The sequence below is a fragment of the Bacillus sp. V2I10 genome, from assembly GCF_030817055.1.
Classification (GTDB): domain Bacteria; phylum Bacillota; class Bacilli; order Bacillales; family Bacillaceae; genus Bacillus_P.
Genome location: NZ_JAUSYV010000001.1, coordinates 4,803,339 through 4,828,848 on the forward strand (window position 1 = coordinate 4,803,339; position 25,510 = coordinate 4,828,848).

Here is a 25,510-nt window from a genome sequence, read left to right on the forward strand (position 1 = left end):
GTCACAGAGCTGTTTCTATAAGTGAAAACCCCTATATTTACCTTTCTCCCAGTAGAACGTGCCGGAATCTGTTACCCGCAAACTCCGAAGACAGAACGGTTCAAGCGATTATCCCCATAATCGCAGACCATTAAATAAGTGTAATAAAACGCTTACATTTATTATTGCAAGTTAAGTCTATTTTGACAAGGGGTTTTAATAAATAAATGAAAGCGTTTTATTATTTGATTTATTCTGAAAAAAATCACAACTTACTAGCTGAAGATGTACACCCATAAAAAAAACGGAGCATCTATTTCGCTCCGTTTATCCATATTACTGCTGAAGACTGCCGTAAAGCTCTTCAAGCGGCTTCATGATGATTTTATTCAATTCTGCTATTGTCATGCTCATGCGCTGTTCAGCTTCCATCAGCTTAGAAATCTTATCGTGCTGCTGAACAAGGGCAACCGATTTTTGTGCCTGTTCAATTTCTTCAGGAGAAATTTCCTGGCCTGACATTTGCTTTTGCTGAAGATTTAATTGAATATCCCTGAAGCTTTCAAACAAAGTGCGTGCTGAATTATCAGCGTTCACTTCATCATAAAGTCTCTTTAGTGTTTTAAAATCATCGCTTTCCCTAAGTGCTTTCTCAAGATCATATCCTAAGTCATAAACATTCGCTGCCATAAGTATTCCTCCTAACATCTTTTCACGCAGTGCCTTAAAGCACCCTACAACTATAACAAACTATTCAACAAATTTCATTTTGTGCCCATTTCTCTATCCGATAAGCATGACGACGATAGCCTGAAAACCTCCAATGATTCCCCCAAGTAATGCACCGAGGTAAGTAATCATAGTAAATTCCCTTCTCGAAATTCCGAGAACCATTTCTTCAAGTCTGGATACAGAAAAAGATTGAACCTGCTCTCTGACAATCTCTTGAAGGTGCATCTGTCCAAGAATCTTTTCCATATTGTTTTGTAAGTATTCAACTGCCAATTTCACCATTCTTGGAATAAAGTCATGTGTGATCGAATCGGCATAAGTGAGTAAATAGTGGGAAACAGGAACATTCAGCCTGTCTTTGATCGCGATTTCCTTCAGAATTGCCTGCTTTGTCAGAGTCAGTATCTCATCAAGACTGAATTTTTCTTCAAAGTTTTTCAGTTTAAGGTCTTTCATTCTCTTCCACTCTTTTTCAAGTATGGAAGTAAGCAATCTTTTTGTTTCACCGTTTCGAAGGAATTTCAGCACTTCTGGCTGCACCTTATCAAATACGCTCGTATTTCCTAAAAACATTTGAAGCATTCCCCCGAGCATGCCTCTTTCTGCAAGAAAGTCATCAATCATGCTTCTCATGCGCTGCTTTCCTTCTTCGCTCTGAACATAGTCGATGCCCTTCTGAACAATAAATTCTGAAACTGCAGGGAGTGATTGCTCTATTTTTTCGTTCAGGTGTGCAGGTAATGCTTCTTTAACAGTAAGCCCCCGATATTGCTCAACCTTCCCTTTCAATTTATAGTCAATCATCTCACTGAGCTTTGTTTCAATTTTCCCATCCAAATCTGTGATGCCAATTTCAGCAGCATATGCTGTCACTGTTTTTTCACTGTTTATAAACCGTTTCGCTTCATTATTTACCCATGATGTCACCGTTTTATGAAAATCATCATTTGCGAGTTTTTTTCGAATGCCCTCTGGGGTAAGCAAATGCCCGACAACCATTTCCCCCATCTGAGCTGCAAGTTCTTCGCGCCGTTTTGGAATAAGTCCAGGTGTAAAAGGAATTCTCTTTCCAAATATATACTTCGCATTATGAGGTTTGAAGAGCATCTTAATGGCAAGGTGATTTGTCACTCCGCCAATTGCTGCTCCAATAGCTACCATAAACAAAATTAATGTCAATCCAGTCATATCCATCTGCCTTCCAAATCTCACCGATTCCCTGATTTATCATACTATGTTCATATCAGCGTCTGCCTATAAACTTATTATAGTGCTTGTTAGAACAGTGAGCAAATGAGGGTTTCGTTATGAATAGAGAAAAAATAGATGTATCACCCCATCTTACATCTCATGGCAGCAAAAGCATTCGAATCAGTCATTCTTTGAGAGAAAAACTAAGATTGCCATTTGCCTCAGGCTTCTCAAAAGTAGTGTGCGGAAGGAATAGTATTTTTGCAAAAATCGTATGTATGAATGAAGAACATTCACATGTTTCTGTTCATGAAGAGCTGCTTAAAGAGCTTTCGCTTCCTGTCCATCCATTTACGATAAGCATAAGATACGATTCAGAGAAAACCATGCTTGAGCTTGGGCCTGTTTTTGCGGTATTAACTGAAACCAATGCTTGTGAGAAGCCTGTATCCTTTGGAAGTATTGATTCCTTTTGCAGAGAACTCGCTTCATGCAGCTTTGAAAAGGGAATCTTCTTTTATGTTTTCTCCCTGTCTGATTTTCATAAAGAAAAGATGAGGGGCTACACACTCAGACAGAATGAATGGCAGGAATGTTCCGTTCCGCATCCAAGTGCTGTTCATAATCGCATTCATTCCCGCACCCTGGAAAAGTCACAGGACTTTTTAAACATGACAGCAGATTTCATACACCATAAAGTTCCCTATTTTAATGATCGATTTTTAAATAAATGGGAAGTTCATCAGATTTTATGTTCAAATTCCCACCTGACTCCCTTCCTGCCGAAAACAGAACTGATCACGTCAAAAACGGTTCTTAAATCTATGGTTCAACAGTACCCTGCTGTTTTCCTCAAACCTATTAACGGCAGCCAGGGAAAAAGGATTTACAGAATCTCTCATTCGGATGAAGGATTTGAACTTGATTATTCTACATTTTCAGGGCATTTGCTGCGGGATTATCTTTCTTTCGACGAGCTTTTTCAAAGTCTGCTTCCAAGAATAAAGAAGGAGGCTTTTATCGTACAAGAAGGAATCGACCTGCTGAATTATGAGAACAGGCCAATGGATTTTCGGATTTTGTGCCATAAAAGAAATTTCTCGCAGTGGAAAATCTCTTCTGCCGTAGCCCGGGTTTCAGCGGAAAATCAATTTGTAGCCAATTTAGCCCGCGGCGGCTCGCTGTACACAATTAAAGCTGCATTATCATCTTCGTTTGAATTGTCAGAAGCAGCTCATATTAGAAAGCTTTTAAATGAACTTTCACTTGAGATTGCGGAGGCATTGGGTATGTTTGCAGGCGGGCTTTTCGGCGAATTCGGAATTGATCTTGCCATTGATTCAGGAGGGCATCCCTGGATTATTGAAGTCAACACAAAGCCTTCCAAAAATGCAGAAGAGCGCAAATCCTTGGGAGCACGTCCATCAGCGCGCTCCATTATTGATTACTCTCTATTTCTGAGCGAATCTCATCAGGATGAAAGACATTAAGCTGAATACAAAAAATAGGCAGGAGGTGTTTTATGAATTCTTCTTACAACATAACCGTCACTTTCACTGCATCAAAAACATTAATTCTTCCGGCTTCCGCAAGGCATGAAACAAATCAAGATATTACGGCGGTTATCTTTGGAACTGCAGCATCCAGTTGTTTTGTCGAATTTCAGGAGCTGAATGGAGCAATTAGAATTTCAAAGGACTTAATGGATGATCTCCATCTTCCACTTGGAAAAACGCAATTGATTCTTCACCAGAACACTGTCTACCTTGGACCGCTGATAGGCATATTCACTGCTGGATTCACCGGCTCGATTCTGCGGCCAATAGGAAATCGCTCGTTATTTTTTGCAAAGTACTTAACAGCACAAAAATCAGCAGGATTGTTTGCTTATGTTTTTGGGGCACACCTCATTGATTGGGAAACTGGCATTGTCAATGGTTTTACATTTGATGATGATGGTTTTAGACAAGTGAAAATTCCGCTTCCGAACGTTGTATATGACCGTTTGCCGAACAGGGAGATAGAAGAACATCATGCCTTGAAAATGGTCAAAAAGCGTCTTAGAACAGAGTATGGAATTCCATGGTTTAATCCTGGTTTTTTTGATAAATGGACCATTCACCAGCTCCTGCTACCCCACTCTGAGACAGCCTTGTATTTGCCGGAAACTAAGCTTGCTCCCTCTAAAGAGGCAATAGAAGAAATGCTCAACCGTCATAAAAGCGTGTATTTAAAGCCGCGCAACGGCAGTCTTGGACTAGGTGTATTTCAATTAATATATTCTCCCGATGAGCAGACTTACTACTGCAGATACCGTTCAGAACAGGAAGATAACATTCTGCGCAAATACAGATCGCTTGATCAATTTTTCATGTATTCATTTGGAAGCAGGAAGATGGATGATTACCTCCTTCAAGAGCGGATAAAACTAATCCGGGTTGATCAGCAGCAGATTGACTTTCGTGTTCATACGAATAAGGATTCAAAAGGCCGCTTTCATGTTACAGCCATTGCCGCCAAAATGGCAGGTAAAGGCAGTGTTACTACTCATCTAGATAATGGCGGCATGATCAAAACCCTTGAAGAGCTATTTGAACAGGAAGATGAACGCAATCAGGCTTTTCGTTCCCTCACTCTTGCAGCTCTCGTCCTAAGCGAGAAGATTGACCAAAGCATTGATGGTTTTATTGGTGAGATTGGCTTTGATTTGGGCATTGACGCCTGCAAAAATGTGTGGCTGTTTGAGGCAAATTCAAAACCGGGAAGATCCATCTTTTCTCATCCTGCATTAAAAGAAGAAGATTTGCATTCGAGAAAGCTGTCTCTTCAGTACGCTCTGTATTTGACGAAAATAGCGATTGAAGAACCAGAGGTCCTCTACGAATGAGCCTGCTTCTCTGCAGACCAATCGTCGGCATCCTTACGGGTGAAGGAGGACAGGGGAAAATCTTTCATGGGGATGGTGCGTACTTTAAAAGTCTTCAGCGTAAATTGAAAGCAATTGGAGGCTTTTGCTATGTTTTTACTTTAAGCGGCGTGAGAAATCGCCATGTTGAAGGATTTGCCTTCAGTATGAAAAAACAGCAATGGGCAAAAATTGCATGTCCGTACCCGGATGTCATCTACAATCGGATCGCTTCCCGGGATGAAGAAAGCAGAGAGCACTTTCAGTTATTTAAAGAACAAATGATTTCAGCACAAATCCCCTTTTTTAATCCTTTCTTTTTTGATAAGTGGAAGGTGCACCAAGTCCTGTCCAAATCTTTGCATGCCTATCTTCCCTATACAGAAAAAGTTCATTCAGCAGTGGAAATCAAATCTTTTCTCTCTTCCCGTTCATGTGCGTATTTGAAGCCATTGAGGAGCAGTCAGGGCCAGGGAATCTGCCGGATACGATCTGCAGGACATGATTATGAGGTAACATCGGTTGATGGCACATGTGAATTCTTCGATAAGCAGGTTTTTGCAGCAAAAAAATTCCCTTTTTATGAAGGCTATCTCATACAAGAAGAAATAGCCGCAAATACGTTTCATCACAAAAAATATGACCTTCGGGTACTTGCACTTCTATCTGGAAATGATTTTCTCATCTGCGGAATTGGCGTACGTTTAGCTGCAAATAATCAGTCACTTACCACACATGTTCAAAATGGCGGGTCGATTTTATCATTTGAATCTGTTTCAGACAGAGTCAGCATGGAGGAGCTTCAGTTAATTGTAAAAATTGCCGGCAGGGAGTTAGTTTCCCATTTTGGGCAGGTCGGCGAATTTTCAATGGATATTGGAGTAACGGAAAAAGGCCCGGTCATTTACGAAGTGAACAGCAAGCCCATGAGCTTTGATGAGTTCCATATTCAAACACACCGCATCGAGAAGCTTTCAGATTTATTTCTTCAGCTATCTTCAGGAACATCTTCACTTCGTTCTCAACTTCCTTTAAGATGAAAGTATAAGGAGCGATGAATGAGATGATTACACATTTTCAATGGAAGCCTTTATTCAAACAAACAAATTTGCCTGGCTGGCGGGTCTCTTTTTACTTTAAAGGAATTCACTACGATGCGGTTTACCATAAAAATGGCGAAATCGAATGGGGAACTTCCACTCCTGCATTAGATGATGAAGAACAAATTCGTTCGCATATTCACGAGTTAATGCTGTTTCATGTTTATGATGGTTAATTTCCACCCTTCCTCCGCAAAATAAAAACATACATCGAAGGAGGGGTCATCATGAAAAACAAGGAAACGCATGAACAAAAAGATATGGAGTATGAGGGCAGAGATCAAGCATTTCTGGATATAGACCGAATGATCAATGAAGGATTATCAGGCGGTTCTGTGCATATGCGGGATATGTACACGAATATTGAAGAAGCACGTGACTTCGAACAAGAAGAACCTCCCGCTCAAAATGAGAGCTAGGCTATCGCTTAGGCTCTCTTCTTTTTATATAATAGAAAGGCAGGGAAAGGAGATATCATTATGATTGAGAAATTAGCATCCCATTACAAAGAAGCCTTCTCTCTTGCCTATTCTCATGATAAGGCCGAATATTTGTGGTTCAAAACAGATGAGGGACAGCTGTTTGGCATTTTGAAAAATGCTGTGACAGAGCAGGAGGAAAACTTGCTGTCCACATTATATACACCCTATGACCATAGATTTGGGGAACACAGCGATCGTTCTGAAAAATGGCTGCATTATTTGTACGGTGAAAATGTTCCTCCATTTCTCCCTTCTTCAAACAGCATCCGGTGCTATTATTTCTACAGCAAGCACCCGGTCGCAGATAAACAAAACTTTGAAGAAGCGATGCAGGGATCGATTCCATCTTCGACGATATTATGGATCAGCCGTCATAAAGGGATTATTTTTGAAGAAAACTCTGAGCCCGTTGTTGATAAAGAAAGCTTTGATCAGTGGATTGATACATTTACAAGTGATTTTTTCATTGAGCTGTATGTTTATATTGGACAGCTTCACAGAATGACCGGCTCATTGAAGACGAAAATTCTTGCAGAACAAAGCTGTTTTGAGGCGATTTATAAATCCTTTAGACGGAAGAAATGCATAACCTTTCATGAAGCTCTGCCCATCCTTATTTTTGATGGCAGCAGCCTGATCAGCGAGCAAGTATTATCCGAATTTTTAACCGAATCATTTGAGGATGGGGAGCTTATTCAAACGCTCCAAGTTTACTTTGAATGCAATCTTAACGTCTCTCTTACCGCTAAAAAATTATATATGCACAGGAATAGCGTTCAATACCGAATCGAGAAATTCATCGAAAAAACCGGAATAGATATTAAGCACTTCCATGAGGCTGCCGCTGCATTTTTAGTTATGCAGTTTCTAGAACACTTTACTGAATAACTCTGCTGTTCATCTTGCACGAAAACCCTTACATTTTTTTGTGCAACCTGTCCATAGGCTTATCTTCAGAATTGAATTAAACTGAATTTATAAATAAAACGTTTTCATTTTCTGAGGAGGATTCAAATGGCTGAGCTTAAATTAAACAATATTTATAAAATGTATGATAACAAGGTTACGGCAGTTGAAGACTTTAACCTTCATATTGAAGATAAAGAATTCATCGTTTTCGTTGGCCCATCTGGCTGCGGTAAATCAACGACTCTTCGTATGATTGCAGGCCTTGAGGAAATCTCTAAAGGCGACTTCTCAATTGACGGCAAACTCATGAATGACGTTGCGCCGAAAGACCGCGACATCGCGATGGTATTCCAGAACTACGCGCTTTATCCACATATGTCTGTCTATGACAACATGGCATTTGGACTTAAGCTCCGCAAATTCCCTAAAGATGAAATCGATCGCCGAGTGAAAGATGCTTCACGCATTTTGGGCCTTGATCAATACTTAGACCGCAAGCCAAAAGCATTATCAGGCGGTCAGCGTCAGCGTGTTGCACTTGGACGTGCCATCGTTCGTGACGCAAAAGTATTCTTAATGGATGAGCCTTTATCGAACTTGGATGCTAAATTGCGTGTGCAAATGCGTGCTGAAATTTCTAAGCTTCATCACCGCCTGCAAACAACAACAATTTACGTAACGCATGACCAGACAGAAGCAATGACAATGGCAACACGCCTTGTCGTTATGAAAGACGGTATCATTCAACAGGTCGGCGCTCCGAAAGAAGTATATGAAAAGCCTGAAAACCTTTTCGTTGGCGGTTTTATCGGTTCACCATCCATGAACTTCTTTACAGGTCAATTAACAGAAGGCAAGTTCTCAATCGGAACTCAATCCATCGTTGTTCCTGAAGGGAAAATGAAGTATCTCCGTGAGCAAGGCTACGCCGGCAAAGAATTGATCATGGGCGTACGTCCTGAAGATATCCATGATGAGCCAGTTTTCATCGAATCTTCTCACGGATCAAAAGTAGATGCCAAAATCGAAGTATCTGAGCTTATGGGTGCTGAAACGATGCTCTACTCTAAAATTGACGGCCAGGACTTCATTGCACGCGTAGATTCACGCACAGATGTAAGACCAGACCAAATCATTCAGCTTGCTCTTGATATGAACAAAGCTCACTTCTTTGATAAAGAGACAGAGGTTCGTATCCGTCCAGCAAGTGAACAATAATAAGGTCCAAATCAGCCTGAGAATCTCTCAGGCTGATTTTTTTCATTGCAGGGCTCCTCCCTCCACAGAACCATCCCTTTCCTGCTCCCTAATTTGTTTTGCTTCTTCATGAAGACAATTGCTGCATGAAAACAAATGGATGCACTGATGTGATTCAAGGGAGTCCATTACCCCATCAAAAAGCTTCATTGAATCAATCTCCATATATGCGCTGTAGTCATCCAAATAATCGGTTATTTTCCCATAATCCGTCATGTTAATTTTGCAATTCGGACAGGTTGCGGCTTCGATCTCGTCGTTAAACCCATTACAAAGCGGGCACATGTTCATTTTTATCACCTGCAGCTTCATTTACTTGCTTCCTCTTTATATATTCCCTAACTCTCTTTCACTATATGTAATATCTATATTTCCATAATAATTACCATTTTAGCATGTGCATATATTTTCTCGGGAAATACATAATACGTAATAACAACAGTTAAACAACCCGCAGCACCTTATCATGATGGGTTAGCCGAGAAGGCCATGAATCATTATGACTCATGCACTGGTGCAACTCCAGCTTACCCAAAAACTATATTCTATCAAGGAGTGTATTTATATGGCACAATCAAACAGCAATTCTTCAAATCAACTAGTTGTACCTGGTGCTCAACAAGCAATCGATCAAATGAAGTACGAAATCGCTACTGAGTTCGGAGTAAACTTAGGAGCAGAAACAACTTCTCGTGCTAACGGATCTGTTGGCGGAGAAATCACAAAGCGTTTAGTTTCATTTGCTCAATCAAACATGAGCGGATTTTCTAAATAAGAAAATTGAATAACATGGCTTATAGGACCCTGGCATTTCGCCGGGGTCTTTTCTCATATGAGCAAAAGAGAGCATTTCTTATTCGCCCCTTAGTATCAAACAAGTTCCCTTCTCCATATACATGAATAAAACATTCAGAAGGAGAATGCTCAAATGTTTGAAACCATTGATTGGAGATCTGTCACATTCGTTTGTGCAAGCCTTGCACATGAAATGATTGTTCACTTTAACTTGCCCAGAGTGTATTATTTTGAACAGGAAAAAAAGCAGCTGTTGAAAGATATAAAATCTGTAAAGCTGTGAATTCCATTTGGAAATTCATTTTAAAAATTAACTAAAAAAAGAGCAGGCTGCTTATGCTCGCGCCTACTCTTCAAGTTTTCTAAGAAAACGTTTCGTCCGTTCTTCTTTTGGCCGATCAAATACTTCAGATGGTGCACCGCGTTCTACGCTTACTCCATTATCCATAAAGATCACTTCATCAGCCACTTCTTTTGCAAATCTCATTTCATGAGTGACTACCACCATGGTCATTCCTTCTGCTGCTAAATCTTTCATCACATTCAGTACATCTCCGATAAGTTCGGGATCAAGGGCTGAGGTAGGCTCATCAAACAGCATCACTTTAGGCTCCATCGCAAGAGCTCTTGCAATGCCCACGCGCTGCTGCTGTCCGCCTGAGAGCTGAAAAGGATAAAAATTCTTTTTATCCCCAAGACCTACTTTTTCAAGAAGGGCACTTGCTTTTTTTACGGCTGTTCCTTTGTTTTCTCTCTTAACGATTACTGGTCCTTCAATCACATTTTCAAGAGCTGTTTTATGCGGAAAAAGATTATAGCTTTGAAATACCATGCCTGTATTGCTTCTAAACTCCGTAATTGTTTTTTTAGCCACATTACCGGTGAAATCGAGTGTTTGCTGATCCAGTTGAATGATTCCTTCTGTCGGAAGTTCAAGTACGTTCAAGCATCTTAGGAATGTTGTTTTCCCTGATCCGGATGGACCAATGACAACAACAACTTTTCCTTTTTCAATCTCTAAATCAATGCCTTTTAAAACTTCTAGCTCACCAAAGCTTTTATGCAATCCTTTAATTGAAATCATATAAGTGCTCCTTTATTACCTTGCAACATAACGGTCCAGTTTCCCTTCAATGCGCTGCTGGATGACAGATAGAATAAAACAGATAATCCAATATAAAAGACCAGCCAGAGAATACATCAAAAGAAATTCATAATTCGTTGATGCTATTTCCTGTGCTTTTCTGAACATCTCTGTTACAAGAATTAATGATGCAAGTGACGTATCCTTAACTAAACTGATAAAGGTGTTGGACAGCGGCGGTATAGACACGCGTGTAGCCTGAGGCAAAATAATTCTTTTTAAAGTCTGTGCATAACTCATTCCAATTGAATATCCAGCTTCCCATTGCCCTTTTGGTGTTGACAATATTGCTGCCCTGATTATTTCAGATGCATAAGCTCCGACATTCAGGGAAAACCCTATAACTGCAGAAATAAACGGACTGATTGTGATTCCGACACTTGGAAGGCCGTAGAAAATAATAAATAATTGTACAAGCAAAGGTGTTCCTCTAATAATTGATACATATATTCTTGCAATTATTTGAAGAGGCTTAATTGTCGAGATTCTTGCCAAAGCAGTAAGAATAGCTAAAATAAGTCCAATGACAAATGTTATGAGTGTTAATGGAAGAGTATAATACAAAGCTCCCTTCACCAAAGGGAGAAGGGAACTTTGTGCAATATCCGCCAAACGTTCTAACCGTTCAGGGTCTGCAAAAATATTATTCAGATACATCTTCGCCAAACCATTTTTCGGAGATTTTTTTGTATGTGCCGTCCTCTTTCATTTCAGTTAATGCTTTATTCACTTCTTCCACTAACTTGCCGCTGTCTTTACGGAACATTAATCCGCTGTGTGCAGCATCTTCGCTCTCATCTACAATTTGAATCGGAGCGTTGCCGCGCTGATTCTGGAAATCGAGTACTGAAAGCTTGTCATTAATCGTTGCATCTGCACGTTTTGAATTAATGAGATCAATGGCTTGTGTAAATCCTTCTACCCCAACAAGCTCAGCTCCGTTTTCCTTGGCAATTTCCCCGTAGTTGCTTGTTAAGGATTGAGCTGCTTTTTTCCCTTTTAAGTCTTTAAATGATTGGATGTCTTTGTTTTCTTTATGTGTGACAAGTACAGCTGCCGATGAAATATACGGTTCAGAGAAATCATATTTCTCCTCGCGCTCAGGCTTGATGCCGACTTGGTTGGCAATCATATCAAAGCGTTTAGCATCAAGACCGGCAAACATAGCGTCCCACTGAGTTTCTTTAAATTCAGCTTTCACACCAAGACGCTTTGCAACCTCTTGTGCGATCTCTACATCAAAACCGGTTAATTTATCTTTGTCATCATGGAATGTGAAAGGCGGATATGTACCTTCTGTACCAATGACAAGGACACCTTCTTCTTTTACTTTATCAAACAGCTCAGCATCACTGCCAGAACCTGCCTGATCTCCCTCGTTCTTATTATCCCCGCCTGTTCCGCAGGCAGACAAAATCAGTACAAACACTGATAAAAGTGCAAATAGACTAAAAAATCTTTTCATAGTAAACCAACCCCCACTAATCTTATCGGATTTTATTTAAGTACGTTAGAATCTTACCTCCAAGACTTCCTTCTGTCAATTCATTTGTTTTATTTTTATTTAGTGTAACCAGATTGGAACAGAGTATGTTTTCTCTTCTCCTGTAAATGAAGTAAAATGAAAGAAAAAGACAGGAGAGTTTGTTATGAAAATCGCATTATTCGGCGGAACAGGGAGAGTTGGCAAAGCATTTTTAAAACAGGCCATAAATGGTGGTCACCAGGTCAGAATGCTTGTCAGAGATCCTGCAAAAATAGAGGACATACATAAAAATGCTGAAATCATTAACGGAAATGCACTGGACCTTCAATGTATTGAAAATACAGTTTCAGGCTGTAATGCTGTTGTCAGCTGTCTCGGTACGGATGGAGATAATACCCTGACAGTCTCAGTGCCGCTTATTGTCCAGGTAATGAGAAACGAAAACATTAACAGAGTGATTACGATTGGTACAGCTGGTATTTTACAGGCACGGTCCAACCCTGAGCTTTACAGATTTCAATCAAATGAGTCAAAACGGACAATGACAAGAGCAGCGAACGAACATTTAAATGCCTTCCTGACACTTAAAGCGTCAAATCTCCAATGGACAATCGTTTGTCCAACCTATTTGCCGGATGGAAAATTAACAAAGAAATTCAGATTTGAGGAAGATTATCTCCCCCAGGACGGAAAGCAAATATCTGCTGAGGATACAGGTTATTTCACTTATCAGGTTCTAACTGAACGGTCCTTTATCTGTAAACGCGCTGGACTTGCATACTAAGGTTTCCTGTCATCTGGGCAAACAAAAAAGTACGTTCCTGACTAAAAAATCAGGAACGTGCTTTTTTTATCCTGCAAGGGTATTCTGTTTTCCCTGCTGCAGTTCATACATTTGATAGTACTTTCCTTTTAGCTTCATTAATTCATCGTGATTGCCTCGTTCCGCTATTTCACCCCGGTCGAGGACAAGAATTTGATCTGCATTCTTAATAGTAGAAAGCCGATGAGCAATAATAAACGTTGTTCTGCCTTTTTTCAGAACTTCAAGTGCATCTTGGATGACAGCTTCTGTCTCTGTGTCAATGCTTGCCGTAGCTTCATCTAATATGAGGATAGCAGGATCATAAGCAAGTGCTCTTGCAAATGAAATCAGCTGACGCTGTCCCGATGAGAGCGTGCTGCCTTTTTCGATAACAGGCTCATCGAAACCAAGCGGAAGATGCTTAAGCAATTGATCTGCGCCAACATCTTTTAATGCTTTCTCCACTTGTTCTCTGGTGATTTCCGAATTATCAAGGCTTACATTCGAAGCGATCGTTCCTGTGAACAAAAATGGATCCTGAAGCACAATTCCCATATGTTCTCTAACCGCTTGGCGCGGCATTGATAGAATATCTTTGCCGTCGATTGTGATCTTACCCTCTTTAATATCGTAAAAACGGAACAGTAAATTCATAATCGAACTTTTTCCGGAACCTGTGTGTCCGACTAGTGCTACGGTTTCACCCTGTTTCGCTTCAAAATCGATATTTTTCAAAACATATTCGCCTTCTTTATAGCCGAACCATACATTTTCAAACGCGACATTTCCTTTATATCGCGGCTCTTTTTTCTCGCTGACATCCGTGCCTTTTTCATCAAGCAGGCTAAACACTCTCTCAGAAGCAACACGTGCTGTTTCAAGCTGGGCGAATTGGTTCACGATCCCTGTGATTGGCTGAAAAAGTCTGTTTAAATAATCAACGAACGCATAAAGAACTCCTATTGATACCATTGAACCAACGCCTAAAGAGGCTCCGCCGAAATACCAGATGAGGGCCACGAACGCACAGTTCCGCATAAATCCTACCATATTATGCGACAGCAGGGAGTTCAGACTCAGCAGCTTATTTTGAAAGTGAAAATGGGATGTGTTTAATTCTTCAAATTCCGCTTTCGTTTCTTCCTGCCTGCGGAAAGCCTGAATAATCGTCATACCCTGAATCGATTCATTGATTGTTCCGTTAATATCGCTGACAAGCGAACGAATCTTATGATTGTAGGTTGAAGCGTATTTTCGGTATACGATGCTCCAGACGACCAGGATTGGCAGGATAATCGTACAGATTAATGCAAGTTTTACATCAAGCAGGAATAATGCAATGAAAATACCTGTTATATAGATGGCGCTTGTAAAGAATGTTGAGAGCACCGCTACAAACAGTTCTCTGATTGCTTCCGTATCGTTTGTGATTCTTGCAACAACCTTACCGGCTGGAAGGTTATCAAAATAAACAACCGGCAGGCGCTGGATATGTTCAAATACATCCTGACGCATTTTTTGAATAATGCGATTTGATGTAATCTGCAGAAAATAGCGCTGTCCATAGTGAAAGAATGAGGCAAATACAAGCAAACCAAAATAAATAGCAATCAAAGTAATGAGCCCTTTAATTTCTGGCTGATAGAACGTAAACAGCTGTTCAGATGTGAGCCTGCTGCCTGTATAAGAAGCAGATTCTGTTCCACGTTCGATAATGACCGATTTTCCATTCGCTCTTCTGTCTCCGTCAAACTGAATTTCACCCGGTATGAAATAATAATCACGCTGCACTTGCAGAATGTGAACTTCCTTGCCTTTTTCTTCACCTGGTTTAAAGTAATCCTCCCGTTTATACCAGGATCCATTGTAGTTTACAGCATTTTCTCCTTCTGCTGTTTCATGCCACTTTTTCTCAATGCCCAATATGTGGTCATCGATCATTTTTTTTGCGATAAATGGACCTGTAAGCTCAGCTCCGACTGCAACGGCAAGCATGATTAAGGCCAGTATTAATGTTCTTTTATAAAGGGCTGCATAGCGGATCAGTCTTTTTCCTGTGCTCATGCTCCCACCCCGCCTTCGTTTTCTGCTTCAATTTGCTGGCGTTCATATTGCTCTTTGTACCAGCCGTTATTCGCAAGCAGCGTTTGGTGCCTGCCTTCTTCAATGATTTTTCCTTCATCAAGTACAAGTATCCAATCTGCGTGTTCTACAGCAGACAGACGGTGTGTCGTAATGAATGTTGTCTTATCGGCACGCTCACTTCTAATATTAGAAATGATGGCCGTTTCTGTTTTTGCATCAACAGCTGACAGGGAATCATCTAAAATCAGGATTTCCGGATTGACCAGAAGTGCACGTGCAATGGAGATCCGCTGTTTTTGACCTCCGGATAGGGCAACACCCTTTTCCCCTACTAATGTATTCAGACCATCCGGCAGCATTTCAAGATCTTTTCTGAAAAAAGCAAGATCGATCGCTTTATTCAGTTCTGCGTCTGATCCATCTTTCTTTCCGAATAAAATATTCTCTCTTACCGTTCTTGAAAATAACACGTGATCTTGAGGAACATAGCCAATAAAACGCTGCAGTGTTTCAAGCGGGATTTTCTCAATCGGAACCCCGGACATTGTAATATGACCGCTTCCAGCCGGATATTGTCTGAGCAGCTGTTTGACGATTGTCGTCTTGCCGCTGCCGGTTTTGCCGACAATGCCGATTGTGTCCCCTCTATTTACAGTAAAGCTGACATGTTTTAAGTTCTCCACTTCTGATGAAGGATATTGGAACGATACATCTTTAAACTCAATCTTTTTGGGTGAATCTATATGCTCCGGCTGCTCATGATTTTTCACATCCGCTTCATATGATAATGTTTCGTTGATTCGGTCAAGTGATGCGTTTCCACGCTGCATGATATTGATCAATTCTCCAATTGCAAACATCGGCCAGATCATCATTCCCAGGTAAACGTTAAAGGACACCAGTTCACCAAGGGTGATTTCATTATGAAAGACTAGGTAAGCTCCATATCCGAGTCCAATTAAATAGCTGATCCCGACAAGCAATTTCATTGTTGGTTCAAACAGTGCATCAATTTTTGCTACACTTACATTTTTCCGAAAAACATCATCTGTTAACGTGTTAAATCGGTTTACATCTGCTTTTTCCTGAACGTAAGCACGAATCACTCGCACGCCTGCCACTGATTCAAGCACCTGGTCATTCATGTCGCCAAAAGCGTCCTGAGCTGCCATAAATCTGGCGTGAATTTTCTTGCCGTAGATTCCCATGGCAATCGCCATAATCGGCAGTGGAAGAATCGCGGCAAAAGTAAGCTTCCAGCTGATGAGAATTCCCATTGTCAACAGAATCGTCAGCATGAACATGCTTGAGTCAACCAATGTTAAAATACCAAATCCGGCAGTCGTCGAAATAGCCTTCAAATCATTCGTTGCACGGGCCATTAAATCTCCCGTTCTGTTTTTCTCATAAAAGCGCGGTGTCATAACTAAGAATTGCCCCATCAGTTTTGATCTTAGGATTCTTTCAGCCAAATGAGCCCCGCCAAATAAATTGTACATCCAGAAATAAGATAAAATATAAACAAGTACACCAAGTCCAAGAAACAATACAATATATTGAACGAGCAGTTCGCTCGAAAACCGTCCAACCTGAATATCATCTATTGCATTCCCAAGCAATTTAGGGGGAATAATTTCAAGAACATTTACAACTAAAAGCAATACGATTGCAGCTGTATACCGCTTCCAATACTTTTTAAAAAACCATCCTAACTTCACTAACACCGAAAACATGTCATCATCTCCTTTGTCTCTCTATCCCTTTTTCGCTAACCGCTGTCTGGATCTCCCTTTTTCACTGCTTTCTCTGGTTTCAACATCATTACATACATAATTTCTTCCTCCTTTAAGATTTAATTTATATAAAAAAGGCAAACCTCCGCATGCCGGGGTCTGCCTTTTTACAATCAAACATAAAAAGGCACAGAAGTATACAATGCAGCATACCCCTGTGCCTTTTCCTTTTTATATTCAGAGACTGATTTCTCTAAATGGTATAAAGGTACGGAGGGGCCGCACAAGAAATAACGTTACGATCGTACGCAATCACAATTAATTTTTTCATGTTAAACCCCTCCTTTACCGATTTATTGTTTTTTATCCTTAGATAGATTACCATATTTTTCATTATTTTGTCAATTGGGATTTTTCCTTATTTTCTGCTTAATGTTCCATGATTAATCTTCTACAAACACAGCCGTTCCATAGGCAATAATTTCAGATGCATTCTGCATAACGGCAGAGCTCTGCAGCCTCATTCCTATGATCGCATTTGCTCCTTGATTTCTTGCATCCTCGGCCATGCGTCCGATTGCCTTTTGCCTTGCTTCTTCCATCATCTCAGTGTATTCAGAAATCTCTCCTCCAACAATCGTTTTAAGTCCCGCCATTAAATCTTTTCCTATATGCTTTGTCTGCACAGTTGCTCCTTTGACAAATCCTTTAAGTTCTTTAATTTCTTTTCCCGGAACAAAGTCAGTAGTTACGATTATCACTTTCATCATCCTCCTTTTTTCTTACAGTCCGGCCTTTTCATTAACACTGTAAATAAAGCACACATCGATACTATGTGAAGCAAAATGAGTCAGGAAGCTGAGGAGCATTAAGATGGATTGCATGAACCTCCCTCTTTCAGCTGCATCTTTTCATCTACTTTTCTTAAATCGACCCCCATAAAAAGAGTAAAAAATAGGTGCATATCATCATTTTCACCTTCTGGATGTTTCAAATAACAGAAAACAAGGTAAAGAACTGTAACAAACAACAGAAGTTCAGGAAAATTGAAGGAGGAAAACAATGAGCCAGTTAGTTTCCACTAGTCTATGTACCCAGGATCAATTAAGAATGGATCAAATTATCAGTTTGAATCAGCTCGCAAAAAACTATAAAGGAAAGGTGTACTTCTTAGCTGGAAAACGCAGCATCGTCGATGTCTCAAAGTTTCCTTCTTTGATTACTTTCTTTCTGATGACATCTGGATCTAATCAGATTAAGGTGCTGATTGATGGGGATAGCCCGAGCGAGATCTTGGCTGAAATGGACACCATCTGTTCTACTGAATCAAGATTGTCATCTAATTTTTTAAACACAGCTGAAAAAGTAAAGGTATAAAATCAGTTAACCCTTACAAAAGATAAGGGAGTATGACTTACTTACAGACATCAGAGAAAAGGAGATTATTACTTATGATCAGAACTATTTTAATCGTTATCGGAGCAATTGTTGTTATCGGTTGGCTGCTTAATGTAATTCTATAAAGATAAACAAGGGAGAGGAACCTTATGTCTGAACATAAACAAGTGAATGTTGAGAGAAAAGAAGAGCATAAAACGAACAATAGTCTTCTTGGAGCCACTTTTATTAAATATGCGGCATATTTGGTTATATTCTTCGGTATTATCTGGTTTTTAATTACTTATATTTTACCAATGTTTCAATAACTAATTTCAGTTTTTTAATCCACACTCTGCATTGCAGGGTGTGTTTTTTATATTAATAAGATTCCGTCCTGACTGAGAAGCTGGACAAAGCTAAAATGATTTCTGCCCATTCTAATTCATCTCCCTAAATTCGATTTTTTATCAATCGGTTTTAAAGATTTATCAGCCGATTTCCGAAATTTATCTACTTGAAAAAAAATTAATCACCCTAACCTGTTAATGAGAAATAGTCCGTAAAAAAGCTGAACGAGATTAATCTCGTTCAGCTTTCCTCTTAATTTCCTGATGTATCTCCGGTATCAGAGCGCCATCTGCCGGGGGCTCTGGATCCGCTGGCGGTTCTGTCGGTTCTGCCGGCGGTTCCGGTTCTGCCGGTTTTTCTTCGTTTTGTTTTTTCTCTTCTTCTTTTTTACGTTCTTCTTCTTTTCTGCGTTCTTCTTCTTTTTTAGCTTCTTCTTCTTCTTTTCTAGCCTGTTCTTCTTCTTTTTTAGCTTGTTCTTCTTCTTTTTTAGCTTGTTCTTCTTCTTTTTTAGCTTGTTCTTCTTTGCGTTTTTGCTCTTGTTTTTGCTCTTCTTCCTTTTGCTTAGCCGCATCGGCTTTTGCTTTTTCTTCCTGTTTTAAGCGTTCCTGTTCATCTCGTTTAGCTTTTTCATCGGCTTCTTGTTTTCTTTTTTCTTCTTGTATCTTTTTGCTTTCTTCATTAGAAGGATCTGTTTTCTTTTTCTTTGACTTGCTTTCCGTTTCCTTGAGAGGAGGTAGATTAAAATCCTCTGGTTTTTCATTTTTAAGGGCTGCATCCATAATAACTTTAAATAATGGTGCAGCTGTCGCACTGCTTGATGTGTTCAGATAATTGTTTTGATCTGTTTGATCGTAGCCGAGCCACATGGCTCCAACAACGTTAGGAGTATATCCGACAAACCATTGATCTTTTACTCCATCTATTCCATCAATATCAAGCTGTGTGGAGCCGGTTTTTCCGGCCAGCTCATGTTTTTCAAGCTGTGCTTTTTTCCCTGTTCCTTCTTTTACTACCCCAAGCATCATATGGGTCATTTTTTGCGCTACTACCTTTGTTGTAACGTTTGTTTCTTTCTTTTTCCATTCTGCAATCGTATTTCCCTGAACATCTACAATTTTGGTAATGGCATGAGCCTCAACACGGGTTCCTTCGTTTGGAAAAGCAGTGTAAGCTTCTGCCATATTCAGAGGAGCCACGCCTTTATCAAGACCCCCGAGACCTAAACTTAAGTTCTGGTCATTCTCGCTAATCGGCAGGCCAAAGCGTTTAGAGGCATCAACGCCCGCTTGTACGCCAATTTCATTTAGAGCCCATACAGTCGGAACGTTGTATGACTTAATTAGAGCTTCATACATGGTAACCTCGCCATGATAGGTTCCGTCAAAGTTTTTAGGTGAATAACCGTCTATATCAAGCGGTTCGTCTTTCAATTTTGAATAAACGTCCATTCCGTTTTCCAAGGCAGGTGTATAAACAGCAATTGGCTTCATCGTCGAACCAGGCTGCCTTTTCAGCTGAGTTGCCCTGTTAAACTGTCTAAATGAATGCTCCCCTCTTCCTCCAACAAGTGCCTGTACTCCTCCTGTTTTAGGGTTGACGAGAACGGCTCCGCTTTGAACGAGCTGATCACTCTGACTCTCAGGAAAATTAGCATCATTCTTATAAACCTCTTCAATAGATGATTGCATATCCTGACGCAGCTCTGTATGAATTTCAAAGCCGCCAGCTAAAATTTCATTTTGAGTCAGGCCATATTTTTTAATGGCTTCCTCAATGACATGATCCACATAGAATGGAAAGCGTCCCTTATATTCATCCAGTTCCTTTCTTTCGAGCACGACTTTTTCATTTTTCGCTTCATTCATTTCTTCTTCCGTTATGAACTTTTCTTTTTTCATTAAACTTAAGACAACATCCCTGCGGTCTAATGATTTCTCAAGATTTTTCACAGGAGAATAGTGCGTCGGCGCTTTAATAAGTCCTACTAAAATAGCAGATTCATTTATTGTAAGATCAGCAGCCTCTTTTCCAAAATAAACTTTAGCTGCTCTTTTCAGCCCCCATGCTCCTTCTCCGAAATAGATTTTATTGACATAGAGTTCTAAAATTTCTTCCTTTGAATATTCTTCTTCAATCTTTTTTGCAATAAAGTACTCATCGAATTTTCGTTTAAACGTTTGATCCTGAGTCAGCAGCGTATTTTTGGCAAGTTGCTGAGTGAGTGTGCTTCCTCCCTCAACTACTCCTCCGGCCGCCACATTCTTAAAGGCAGCGCGCATAATGCCGAAATAATCGATACCGCCGTGACTGTAGAAATTTTGATCTTCCGTCGCTTGAAGAGCTTCGTAGAAATACTCCGGCACATCCTGATAATCTACCCACTCATTTTTAGAGGTTGAAATTTTGCTTGCAATCTTGCCATTTTGATCATAAATAATAGTTGGCGCATTTGCTCTTTCTTCTAATTTGCTGACATCCTGTGATGCGATGACTACATTATGTACCATAAACATAAGGATGATTGCCAGCAGCAAGAAAATAATCAGCTTCGTAAAAACACCCTTAATTGAAAATAGTGACTTGACCATGAGTAACCCCCTGAAAATAGAAAAGCGCAAGTGCCCGTTTAGCTCCGGCAGACAGATAAGAATCCGGCAGAAATGTCCTTGTTTGATTTTTTTGCCGGATTTGTTCTGGCCGGGGAGTTGGGTAATAGAGCTAGACATCATGCGCCCAATTCTATTCTTTTATAATTTAAAAATAAATCCTTCTACTTATTACCCTAATTATCAAAGGTGTACGCCTATTTAGGAAAAAATGTGTCTGTCCGGCCCTAAATTCTTTATAAAATCTTTTTCTATATGACAATTGATTATTTTTTCAGAAAAAGGGTATTTATTTATAAACACATTTTCTCTAGAGAGGATTTGATAAAATGAATACGTTTAAACATATAGTGGTAGCTTATGATGGACAGGATGAAAATCAGGCAGCTTTAAGAACAGGAATAGATTTGAGCAAACAATTAGAATCCAGGCTGACTGTCGTTCACGTTTACCAAGAAGAACATGCCATTCACACCAGAGGAATTCAGCCCGTTATGCCAAGTCCACCTGCCAATGGCTATTTGACAGACAATCTGCAAAACTACCCGGTCGCGCCTGAACCGTCACATCGGCTCGATCAAACTCACACCCAGCATGATTATTTTGATAATGCAGATGAAATGGTTTCAAGAATCAGGATGAAAATGGATGAGAATCAGGCTATTGGAGAGATTGAAATCTTATCAGGTTCTCCATCAGATGCGATTCTGAATTATGCAGAAGAAAAAAATGCTGATTTAATCGTTATGGGCAGCAGAGATTCAGGCGGCCTCAAAAAATTGCTGTTTGGCGGAGTAAGCGATAAAGTGTCCCATAACTCAGCTATTTCCGTGCTGATCGCAAAATAACTATTTTAAACGAATGCTCTTATGCATTCGTTTTTTTGTCTTCATTAATCTTTTCAGTATCTGATGTTACAAAATCTGCAAACATTAAGTTGAATAGGAACCGCAGAACAAAATTAGAAGGTGTATGAATCGTTACCAAGGTTGTTGATATACGAGCTCAAAAAAAATAATCGCTGCAATTGACTTATTAGAAGAGCTGTATGCCCCCCTTCTCTTTTGGGTATAAATAAATTATCTATATTCAGGAGGACAGCTGATGAGTAATTTAAATATTGTTTTATATGACATTCATGAATACTTTATTCTTAACCCAAATCTTCTCCGTGCGTCAATTGAAGATGCTCAGAATCTTGAATTGCTGAGCGGTAAAGTTTCTATGACGAATAAAGCTTTGAAGCTTCATTTTAGGGATGTTCATGATGAAGAGTATCACAACACCCTAATCCCTGTGTTAAATAGTAATGGCCACAACATACATTTCCACTATGGTGATGATCATACATTGTATATATACAAAAAAGAAGAGCAGGCTAGTTGACGCCTGCTCTTCTTTTTATTGTATTTCTGATTCTCCGTAAAGATAAATTCATTCGTTTTGAACTATAATGGTTCACTGCATCTTCGATCCATTAAAGTATGCTTACCTTTTATCTTCAAATCTGTCTATGCGTTTTTGTGTCTCTTTATTTAGTAGGAATATGGAAAAAAGAAAGTGTTTCTTTCAAATCGGCCAGTATTTGTTCGGTACTCGCAAGTAAATGTGCTATTCCGGCAAGTAAAATATCATTTTAGGTAAGTAAATGAGATTTCTCATTGAAAGTTTTCCCTACTATTTTTCTCCAGTTGACATAAGTTAATAGATTGATATAATACTTTTATGCACAAAAGCATAAAAGCGTTCAAGTATAAAAGGAAGGAATTACAAGTTATGAATCATTCCAAAATCGTTCCATTTGGAACTGCAGTCATGATTTTTCTATCTATGATTGTCATCATTTTTATCAGTCTATTTTACTTAAAAACAGAACCGCACTTGCCGCTGATGCTGTGTCTCGTTTTATTAAGCGGAGTTGCCTTCATTTATAGATATTCATGGAAAGAGATTGAAGCCGGTTTAGTAAAAGGAATCCAAAATGGCGTTCAGCCAATAATTATCCTTGCCTTAATAGGGATTCTGATCGGTGCCTGGATGTTTAGCGGCACCATTCCTACTGTGATGATATCTGCATTGAATCTCATCGATCCAGGTTCCCTGCTCATTCTTACACTTATTTGCTGTACAATTATTTCTTCTTTAGTAGGGAGCAGTTTCACAACAGTGAGTACAGTGGGGGTTGCTCTCATGGGAGTTGCGATTGCAGCTGGAGTTCCGGTCGAGTGGGCAGCAGGAGCTGTAATATGCGGGGCATGTTTTGGCGATAAGATGTCTCCGATGTCTGATACGACGAACTTTGCATCAGGTGTAGCAGCCGTCAATATTTTCACTCACATTCGGCATATGGCGAAAACAACCATCCCAGCCTTTTTAATTACGGCATTCCTTTTTTGGTACTTAGGGACGACTTTAACGATAAACGCTGCAACACTTGAAAATATTCAGGAGATTATCTCTGTCATGCAACAGCATGTCCAAATTAGTCTATTGACTTTAGTATCTCCCCTGATCGTAATTGCCCTTGCCATCACAAGAGTTCCCGTGATCCCCGCTCTTGCTGCAGGGATTGCGACTGCAGGAGCAACAGGAATCCTGCTTCAGGACGGCGCTTCTTTTGCTCAATTTTTGAATGTCCTGCAAAATGGCACAGCGTTTGACATTAAACAAGAAACGGTTCAGAAAATGCTGAATCGCGGCGGACTTCAGTCCATGATGTGGTCAATCTCATTAATCATGATCGCCTTTGCTTTAGGAGGATTAATGGATACGATGCAGCTGATTCAAACACTTTTAAAAGGACTGATTATGCGGATCAAAGAGAAAGGTCAGCTTATCCTTGCAACAGTTTCTTCTGCGATAGGGGTAAATTTAGTGACAGGCGAGCAGTACCTTTCCATTTTAATTCCCGGTCAATCGTTCAAAGATGCTTATGAAAAAATGAACATTGATAAGAAATATTTATCAAGATCTCTGGAAGATGCCGGTACACTCATCAATCCATTAATTCCATGGGGAGTAAGCGGAGCATTTTTCGCGCAAACACTTGGAGTTGATGTCATAGAGTACCTTCCATTCGCTTTCTTCCTATACTTGTCTCCAATATTGAGTATTTTATTTGGTTTTTTGCCAGGCAGAAAGAAGCCTGAGAAGCAATTAGCTGCATAAGTATAATGAATGAATAAAACCGCTTGAGCCTTCAAGCGGTTTTTTCCATTTTGGACAGGCATCTTATCCAATGATCATTTCTTCAAACAGCCTCTGAAGTTCTCTCGTAACAGGACCTGGCACCCCTTCCCCAACTTTCAGGGAGTTAATCTCCGTTACAGGGATGACTTCACTGGTTGTTGATGTAATAAACGCTTCATCAAGATTTACAAGATCATCTGCTTCGATCATTTCTTCGATTAGCGTTAAACCATTTTTTTCACACAGCTCAACGACCTTCATTCGTGTGATGCCATTTAAAATCAAGTTATTAGCAGGATGAGTATAAATCACACCGTTCCTTATTCCGTAAAAATTGGATGAAGAGCCTTCTGTTATATGCTCGCCCCTGTGCAGCAGAGCCTCATATGCCCCATTTTCAAAAGCTTCCTGCTTGGCAAGGACATTCCCAAGCAAATTCAAACTTTTAATGTCACATCGTAGCCAGCGGACATCCTCCATCAAATGCAATTTAATTCCTTTTTCCTGCTCTGCTGCAGGTTTTGAACAGGGAATTGGATAGGCCACAATTTGAGGCTTAACGTCTTGCCCGGGAAAAAGGTGCTTCCTCCCTGTTACGCCCCGTGTAATTTGCATATAGACCGCACCATTCTGCACTTGATTTTTCCGAAGCAGCTCATTAAGCATCACCGTTAATTCCTCTGCTGTATTCTGCAGCACAATTTTAATCTCTTTTGCACTTCTTACAAATCGCTCCATGTGCTCTTTCATCGCAAAAAATGAGCCATTATATACTCTGATAACCTCGTACACACCATCCCCGAATTGATATCCTCTATCCTCAAAATCAATAGATACTTCGTTTTTCTGTTTAAATTCACCGTTTAAAAGTATGTACATATAAAAGCTCCTTTGTTTAGATTGAAGGCTGTTTCAAAAATAAATCGGATCGAATAAATGAGATTGAATGAAAAACTTCCTCTCCCTATGTTATGATGAAACACGCTGGTCTGTAAAATGGTTTTACAATTTTATTTGAATTTTTAGCAGATTTAAGTTGAAATTTCTTTTCCTGTCCATTATTATGAAATTAGCCAGAAACACAACATATTGATATTTAATTAAAACTACAATACTACATATTGAAAAACAACAGCAAGTAAAGGTGCCAATTTATTGGCTTAAAAGGGAATCCGGTGCAAATCCGGAACTGTCCCCGCAACTGTAAGTGTGACGAACTGAGATTACCACTGTACGAGATTGAAGTATGGGAAGGACTCAGCACAGAATGATCACAAGTCAGGAGACCTGCCATTTGATTGCTAGATAGTTTCGAATTCTTCGGGGACTGAGGAGATGAAACGATGGTTAATAACAGGACTGCTTGCACCCTTTTATTCTATCG

Annotated in this window: 26 protein-coding genes and 1 riboswitch; of the genes, 15 read left to right on the forward strand and 11 right to left on the reverse strand. The window is 39.9% G+C overall.

Going from position 1 to position 25,510, the window contains the following annotated elements; translation table 11 throughout:
- Nucleotides 1-315: 315 nt before the first annotated feature.
- Together QFZ72_RS24275 and QFZ72_RS24280 are read right to left on the reverse strand one after the other, a co-directional pair.
- Nucleotides 316-669, reverse strand: coding sequence for a YlbF/YmcA family competence regulator (locus tag QFZ72_RS24275; protein WP_307438568.1), 354 nt, complete (start codon nucleotides 667-669; stop codon nucleotides 316-318).
- A 93-nt stretch (nucleotides 670-762) separates the two neighbouring features.
- Nucleotides 763-1,899 carry a DUF445 domain-containing protein gene (locus QFZ72_RS24280; protein ID WP_307438570.1) on the reverse strand — a complete coding sequence of 379 codons (1,137 nt, stop codon included), beginning with the start codon at nucleotides 1,897-1,899 and terminating at the stop codon, nucleotides 763-765.
- A 119-nt stretch (nucleotides 1,900-2,018) separates the two neighbouring features.
- On the opposite strand from QFZ72_RS24280, the gene QFZ72_RS24285 reads away from it, so the two are divergent.
- The 7 genes from QFZ72_RS24285 to QFZ72_RS24315 all read left to right on the forward strand — a co-directional run bounded on the left by QFZ72_RS24285 (nucleotide 2,019) and on the right by QFZ72_RS24315 (nucleotide 8,516).
- On the forward strand, nucleotides 2,019-3,392 hold the full coding sequence (locus tag QFZ72_RS24285; protein WP_307438571.1) for a YheC/YheD family endospore coat-associated protein: 1,374 nt from the start codon (nucleotides 2,019-2,021) through the stop codon (nucleotides 3,390-3,392).
- Between the two features lie 32 nt (nucleotides 3,393-3,424).
- Entirely contained in the window at nucleotides 3,425-4,789 is a 1,365-nt protein-coding gene (locus tag QFZ72_RS24290) for a YheC/YheD family endospore coat-associated protein (protein ID WP_307438572.1), read from the forward strand.
- The gene (locus QFZ72_RS24295; RefSeq protein WP_307438573.1) at nucleotides 4,786-5,847 is read left to right on the forward strand and encodes a YheC/YheD family protein; all 1,062 of its coding nucleotides are present in this window, start codon (nucleotides 4,786-4,788) and stop codon (nucleotides 5,845-5,847) included. The genes QFZ72_RS24290 and QFZ72_RS24295 overlap by 4 nt, the downstream gene beginning before the upstream one ends.
- A 23-nt stretch (nucleotides 5,848-5,870) precedes the next feature.
- Complete coding sequence (locus QFZ72_RS24300; RefSeq protein WP_252203777.1) at nucleotides 5,871-6,083, forward strand: YheE family protein; 213 nt, start codon at nucleotides 5,871-5,873, stop codon at nucleotides 6,081-6,083.
- Nucleotides 6,084-6,134: 51 nt separating this feature from the next.
- Nucleotides 6,135-6,326, forward strand: a complete 192-nt coding sequence (locus QFZ72_RS24305) for a hypothetical protein (protein WP_307438577.1) — start codon at nucleotides 6,135-6,137, stop codon at nucleotides 6,324-6,326.
- Between the two features lie 60 nt (nucleotides 6,327-6,386).
- Entirely contained in the window at nucleotides 6,387-7,277 is an 891-nt protein-coding gene (locus QFZ72_RS24310) for a PucR family transcriptional regulator (RefSeq protein ID WP_307438578.1), read from the forward strand.
- A gap of 126 nt (nucleotides 7,278-7,403) precedes the next feature.
- Nucleotides 7,404-8,516, forward strand: a complete 1,113-nt coding sequence (locus tag QFZ72_RS24315) for an ABC transporter ATP-binding protein (protein WP_307438580.1) — start codon at nucleotides 7,404-7,406, stop codon at nucleotides 8,514-8,516.
- Between the two features lie 42 nt (nucleotides 8,517-8,558).
- On the opposite strand, the gene QFZ72_RS24320 is transcribed toward QFZ72_RS24315, so the two are convergent.
- The gene (locus QFZ72_RS24320) at nucleotides 8,559-8,867 is read right to left on the reverse strand and encodes a hypothetical protein (protein ID WP_307438582.1); all 309 of its coding nucleotides are present in this window, start codon (nucleotides 8,865-8,867) and stop codon (nucleotides 8,559-8,561) included.
- Between the two features lie 253 nt (nucleotides 8,868-9,120).
- Here QFZ72_RS24320 and QFZ72_RS24325 point away from each other — a divergent pair, with 253 nt between their 5' ends.
- Nucleotides 9,121-9,330, forward strand: a complete 210-nt coding sequence (locus QFZ72_RS24325) for an alpha/beta-type small acid-soluble spore protein (protein ID WP_307438583.1) — start codon at nucleotides 9,121-9,123, stop codon at nucleotides 9,328-9,330.
- 153 nt (nucleotides 9,331-9,483) lie between these two features.
- Nucleotides 9,484-9,633 (forward strand): hypothetical protein, encoded by a 150-nt coding sequence (locus tag QFZ72_RS24330; protein ID WP_307438585.1) that lies wholly within the window; start codon nucleotides 9,484-9,486, stop codon nucleotides 9,631-9,633.
- 63 nt (nucleotides 9,634-9,696) lie between these two features.
- On the opposite strand, the gene QFZ72_RS24335 is transcribed toward QFZ72_RS24330, so the two are convergent.
- From QFZ72_RS24335 to QFZ72_RS24345, 3 genes are read right to left on the reverse strand one after another with little or no spacing between them, the layout of a single operon-like run.
- Nucleotides 9,697-10,434 (reverse strand): amino acid ABC transporter ATP-binding protein, encoded by a 738-nt coding sequence (locus QFZ72_RS24335; protein ID WP_307438586.1) that lies wholly within the window; start codon nucleotides 10,432-10,434, stop codon nucleotides 9,697-9,699.
- Nucleotides 10,435-10,449: 15 nt separating this feature from the next.
- Nucleotides 10,450-11,151 carry an amino acid ABC transporter permease gene (locus tag QFZ72_RS24340; RefSeq protein ID WP_307438588.1) on the reverse strand — a complete coding sequence of 234 codons (702 nt, stop codon included), beginning with the start codon at nucleotides 11,149-11,151 and terminating at the stop codon, nucleotides 10,450-10,452.
- Nucleotides 11,138-11,959 (reverse strand): amino acid ABC transporter substrate-binding protein, encoded by an 822-nt coding sequence (locus QFZ72_RS24345; RefSeq protein WP_307438589.1) that lies wholly within the window; start codon nucleotides 11,957-11,959, stop codon nucleotides 11,138-11,140. Before QFZ72_RS24345 ends, QFZ72_RS24340 begins: the two co-directional genes overlap by 14 nt.
- 184 nt (nucleotides 11,960-12,143) lie before the next feature.
- On the opposite strand from QFZ72_RS24345, the gene QFZ72_RS24350 reads away from it, so the two are divergent.
- A complete protein-coding gene (locus tag QFZ72_RS24350; protein ID WP_307438591.1) occupies nucleotides 12,144-12,764 on the forward strand; it encodes an NAD(P)-dependent oxidoreductase in 621 nt (206 codons plus the stop codon).
- A 66-nt stretch (nucleotides 12,765-12,830) separates the two neighbouring features.
- Here QFZ72_RS24350 and QFZ72_RS24355 read toward each other — a convergent pair whose 3' ends face one another.
- The 3 genes from QFZ72_RS24355 to QFZ72_RS24365 all read right to left on the reverse strand — a co-directional run bounded on the left by QFZ72_RS24355 (nucleotide 12,831) and on the right by QFZ72_RS24365 (nucleotide 17,364).
- Nucleotides 12,831-14,849 (reverse strand): ABC transporter ATP-binding protein, encoded by a 2,019-nt coding sequence (locus tag QFZ72_RS24355; RefSeq protein WP_307438592.1) that lies wholly within the window; start codon nucleotides 14,847-14,849, stop codon nucleotides 12,831-12,833.
- Entirely contained in the window at nucleotides 14,846-16,603 is a 1,758-nt protein-coding gene (gene bmrC, locus QFZ72_RS24360) for a multidrug ABC transporter ATP-binding protein BmrC (RefSeq protein WP_307438594.1), read from the reverse strand. Before bmrC ends, QFZ72_RS24355 begins: the two co-directional genes overlap by 4 nt.
- Before the next feature lie 443 nt (nucleotides 16,604-17,046).
- Nucleotides 17,047-17,364, reverse strand: a complete 318-nt coding sequence (locus tag QFZ72_RS24365; RefSeq protein ID WP_223440099.1) for a YbjQ family protein — start codon at nucleotides 17,362-17,364, stop codon at nucleotides 17,047-17,049.
- A gap of 301 nt (nucleotides 17,365-17,665) precedes the next feature.
- Here QFZ72_RS24365 and QFZ72_RS24370 point away from each other — a divergent pair, with 301 nt between their 5' ends.
- Entirely contained in the window at nucleotides 17,666-17,980 is a 315-nt protein-coding gene (locus tag QFZ72_RS24370) for a hypothetical protein (protein ID WP_307438597.1), read from the forward strand.
- Between the two features lie 170 nt (nucleotides 17,981-18,150).
- Complete coding sequence (locus QFZ72_RS24375; protein ID WP_165970973.1) at nucleotides 18,151-18,309, forward strand: hypothetical protein; 159 nt, start codon at nucleotides 18,151-18,153, stop codon at nucleotides 18,307-18,309.
- Nucleotides 18,310-18,561: 252 nt separating this feature from the next.
- Here the strand turns inward: QFZ72_RS24375 and QFZ72_RS24380 are convergent, their stop codons facing one another.
- The gene (locus QFZ72_RS24380; protein ID WP_307438599.1) at nucleotides 18,562-20,919 is read right to left on the reverse strand and encodes a transglycosylase domain-containing protein; all 2,358 of its coding nucleotides are present in this window, start codon (nucleotides 20,917-20,919) and stop codon (nucleotides 18,562-18,564) included.
- Between the two features lie 347 nt (nucleotides 20,920-21,266).
- Here QFZ72_RS24380 and QFZ72_RS24385 point away from each other — a divergent pair, with 347 nt between their 5' ends.
- The 3 genes from QFZ72_RS24385 (at nucleotide 21,267) to nhaC (ending at nucleotide 24,105) form a co-directional block, all read left to right on the forward strand.
- A complete protein-coding gene (locus QFZ72_RS24385) occupies nucleotides 21,267-21,785 on the forward strand; it encodes a universal stress protein (protein ID WP_307438602.1) in 519 nt (172 codons plus the stop codon).
- A 256-nt stretch (nucleotides 21,786-22,041) separates the two neighbouring features.
- The gene (locus QFZ72_RS24390; protein ID WP_307438603.1) at nucleotides 22,042-22,323 is read left to right on the forward strand and encodes a hypothetical protein; all 282 of its coding nucleotides are present in this window, start codon (nucleotides 22,042-22,044) and stop codon (nucleotides 22,321-22,323) included.
- Nucleotides 22,324-22,713: 390 nt separating this feature from the next.
- Nucleotides 22,714-24,105, forward strand: a complete 1,392-nt coding sequence (nhaC, locus tag QFZ72_RS24395; protein ID WP_307438604.1) for a Na+/H+ antiporter NhaC — start codon at nucleotides 22,714-22,716, stop codon at nucleotides 24,103-24,105.
- A 63-nt stretch (nucleotides 24,106-24,168) separates the two neighbouring features.
- On the opposite strand, the gene dat is transcribed toward nhaC, so the two are convergent.
- Nucleotides 24,169-25,005 (reverse strand): D-amino-acid transaminase, encoded by an 837-nt coding sequence (dat, locus tag QFZ72_RS24400; protein ID WP_307438606.1) that lies wholly within the window; start codon nucleotides 25,003-25,005, stop codon nucleotides 24,169-24,171.
- Nucleotides 25,006-25,252: 247 nt separating this feature from the next.
- A riboswitch (cobalamin riboswitch) is annotated at nucleotides 25,253-25,435 on the forward strand.
- The last annotated feature ends 75 nt before the right edge of the window (nucleotides 25,436-25,510 follow it).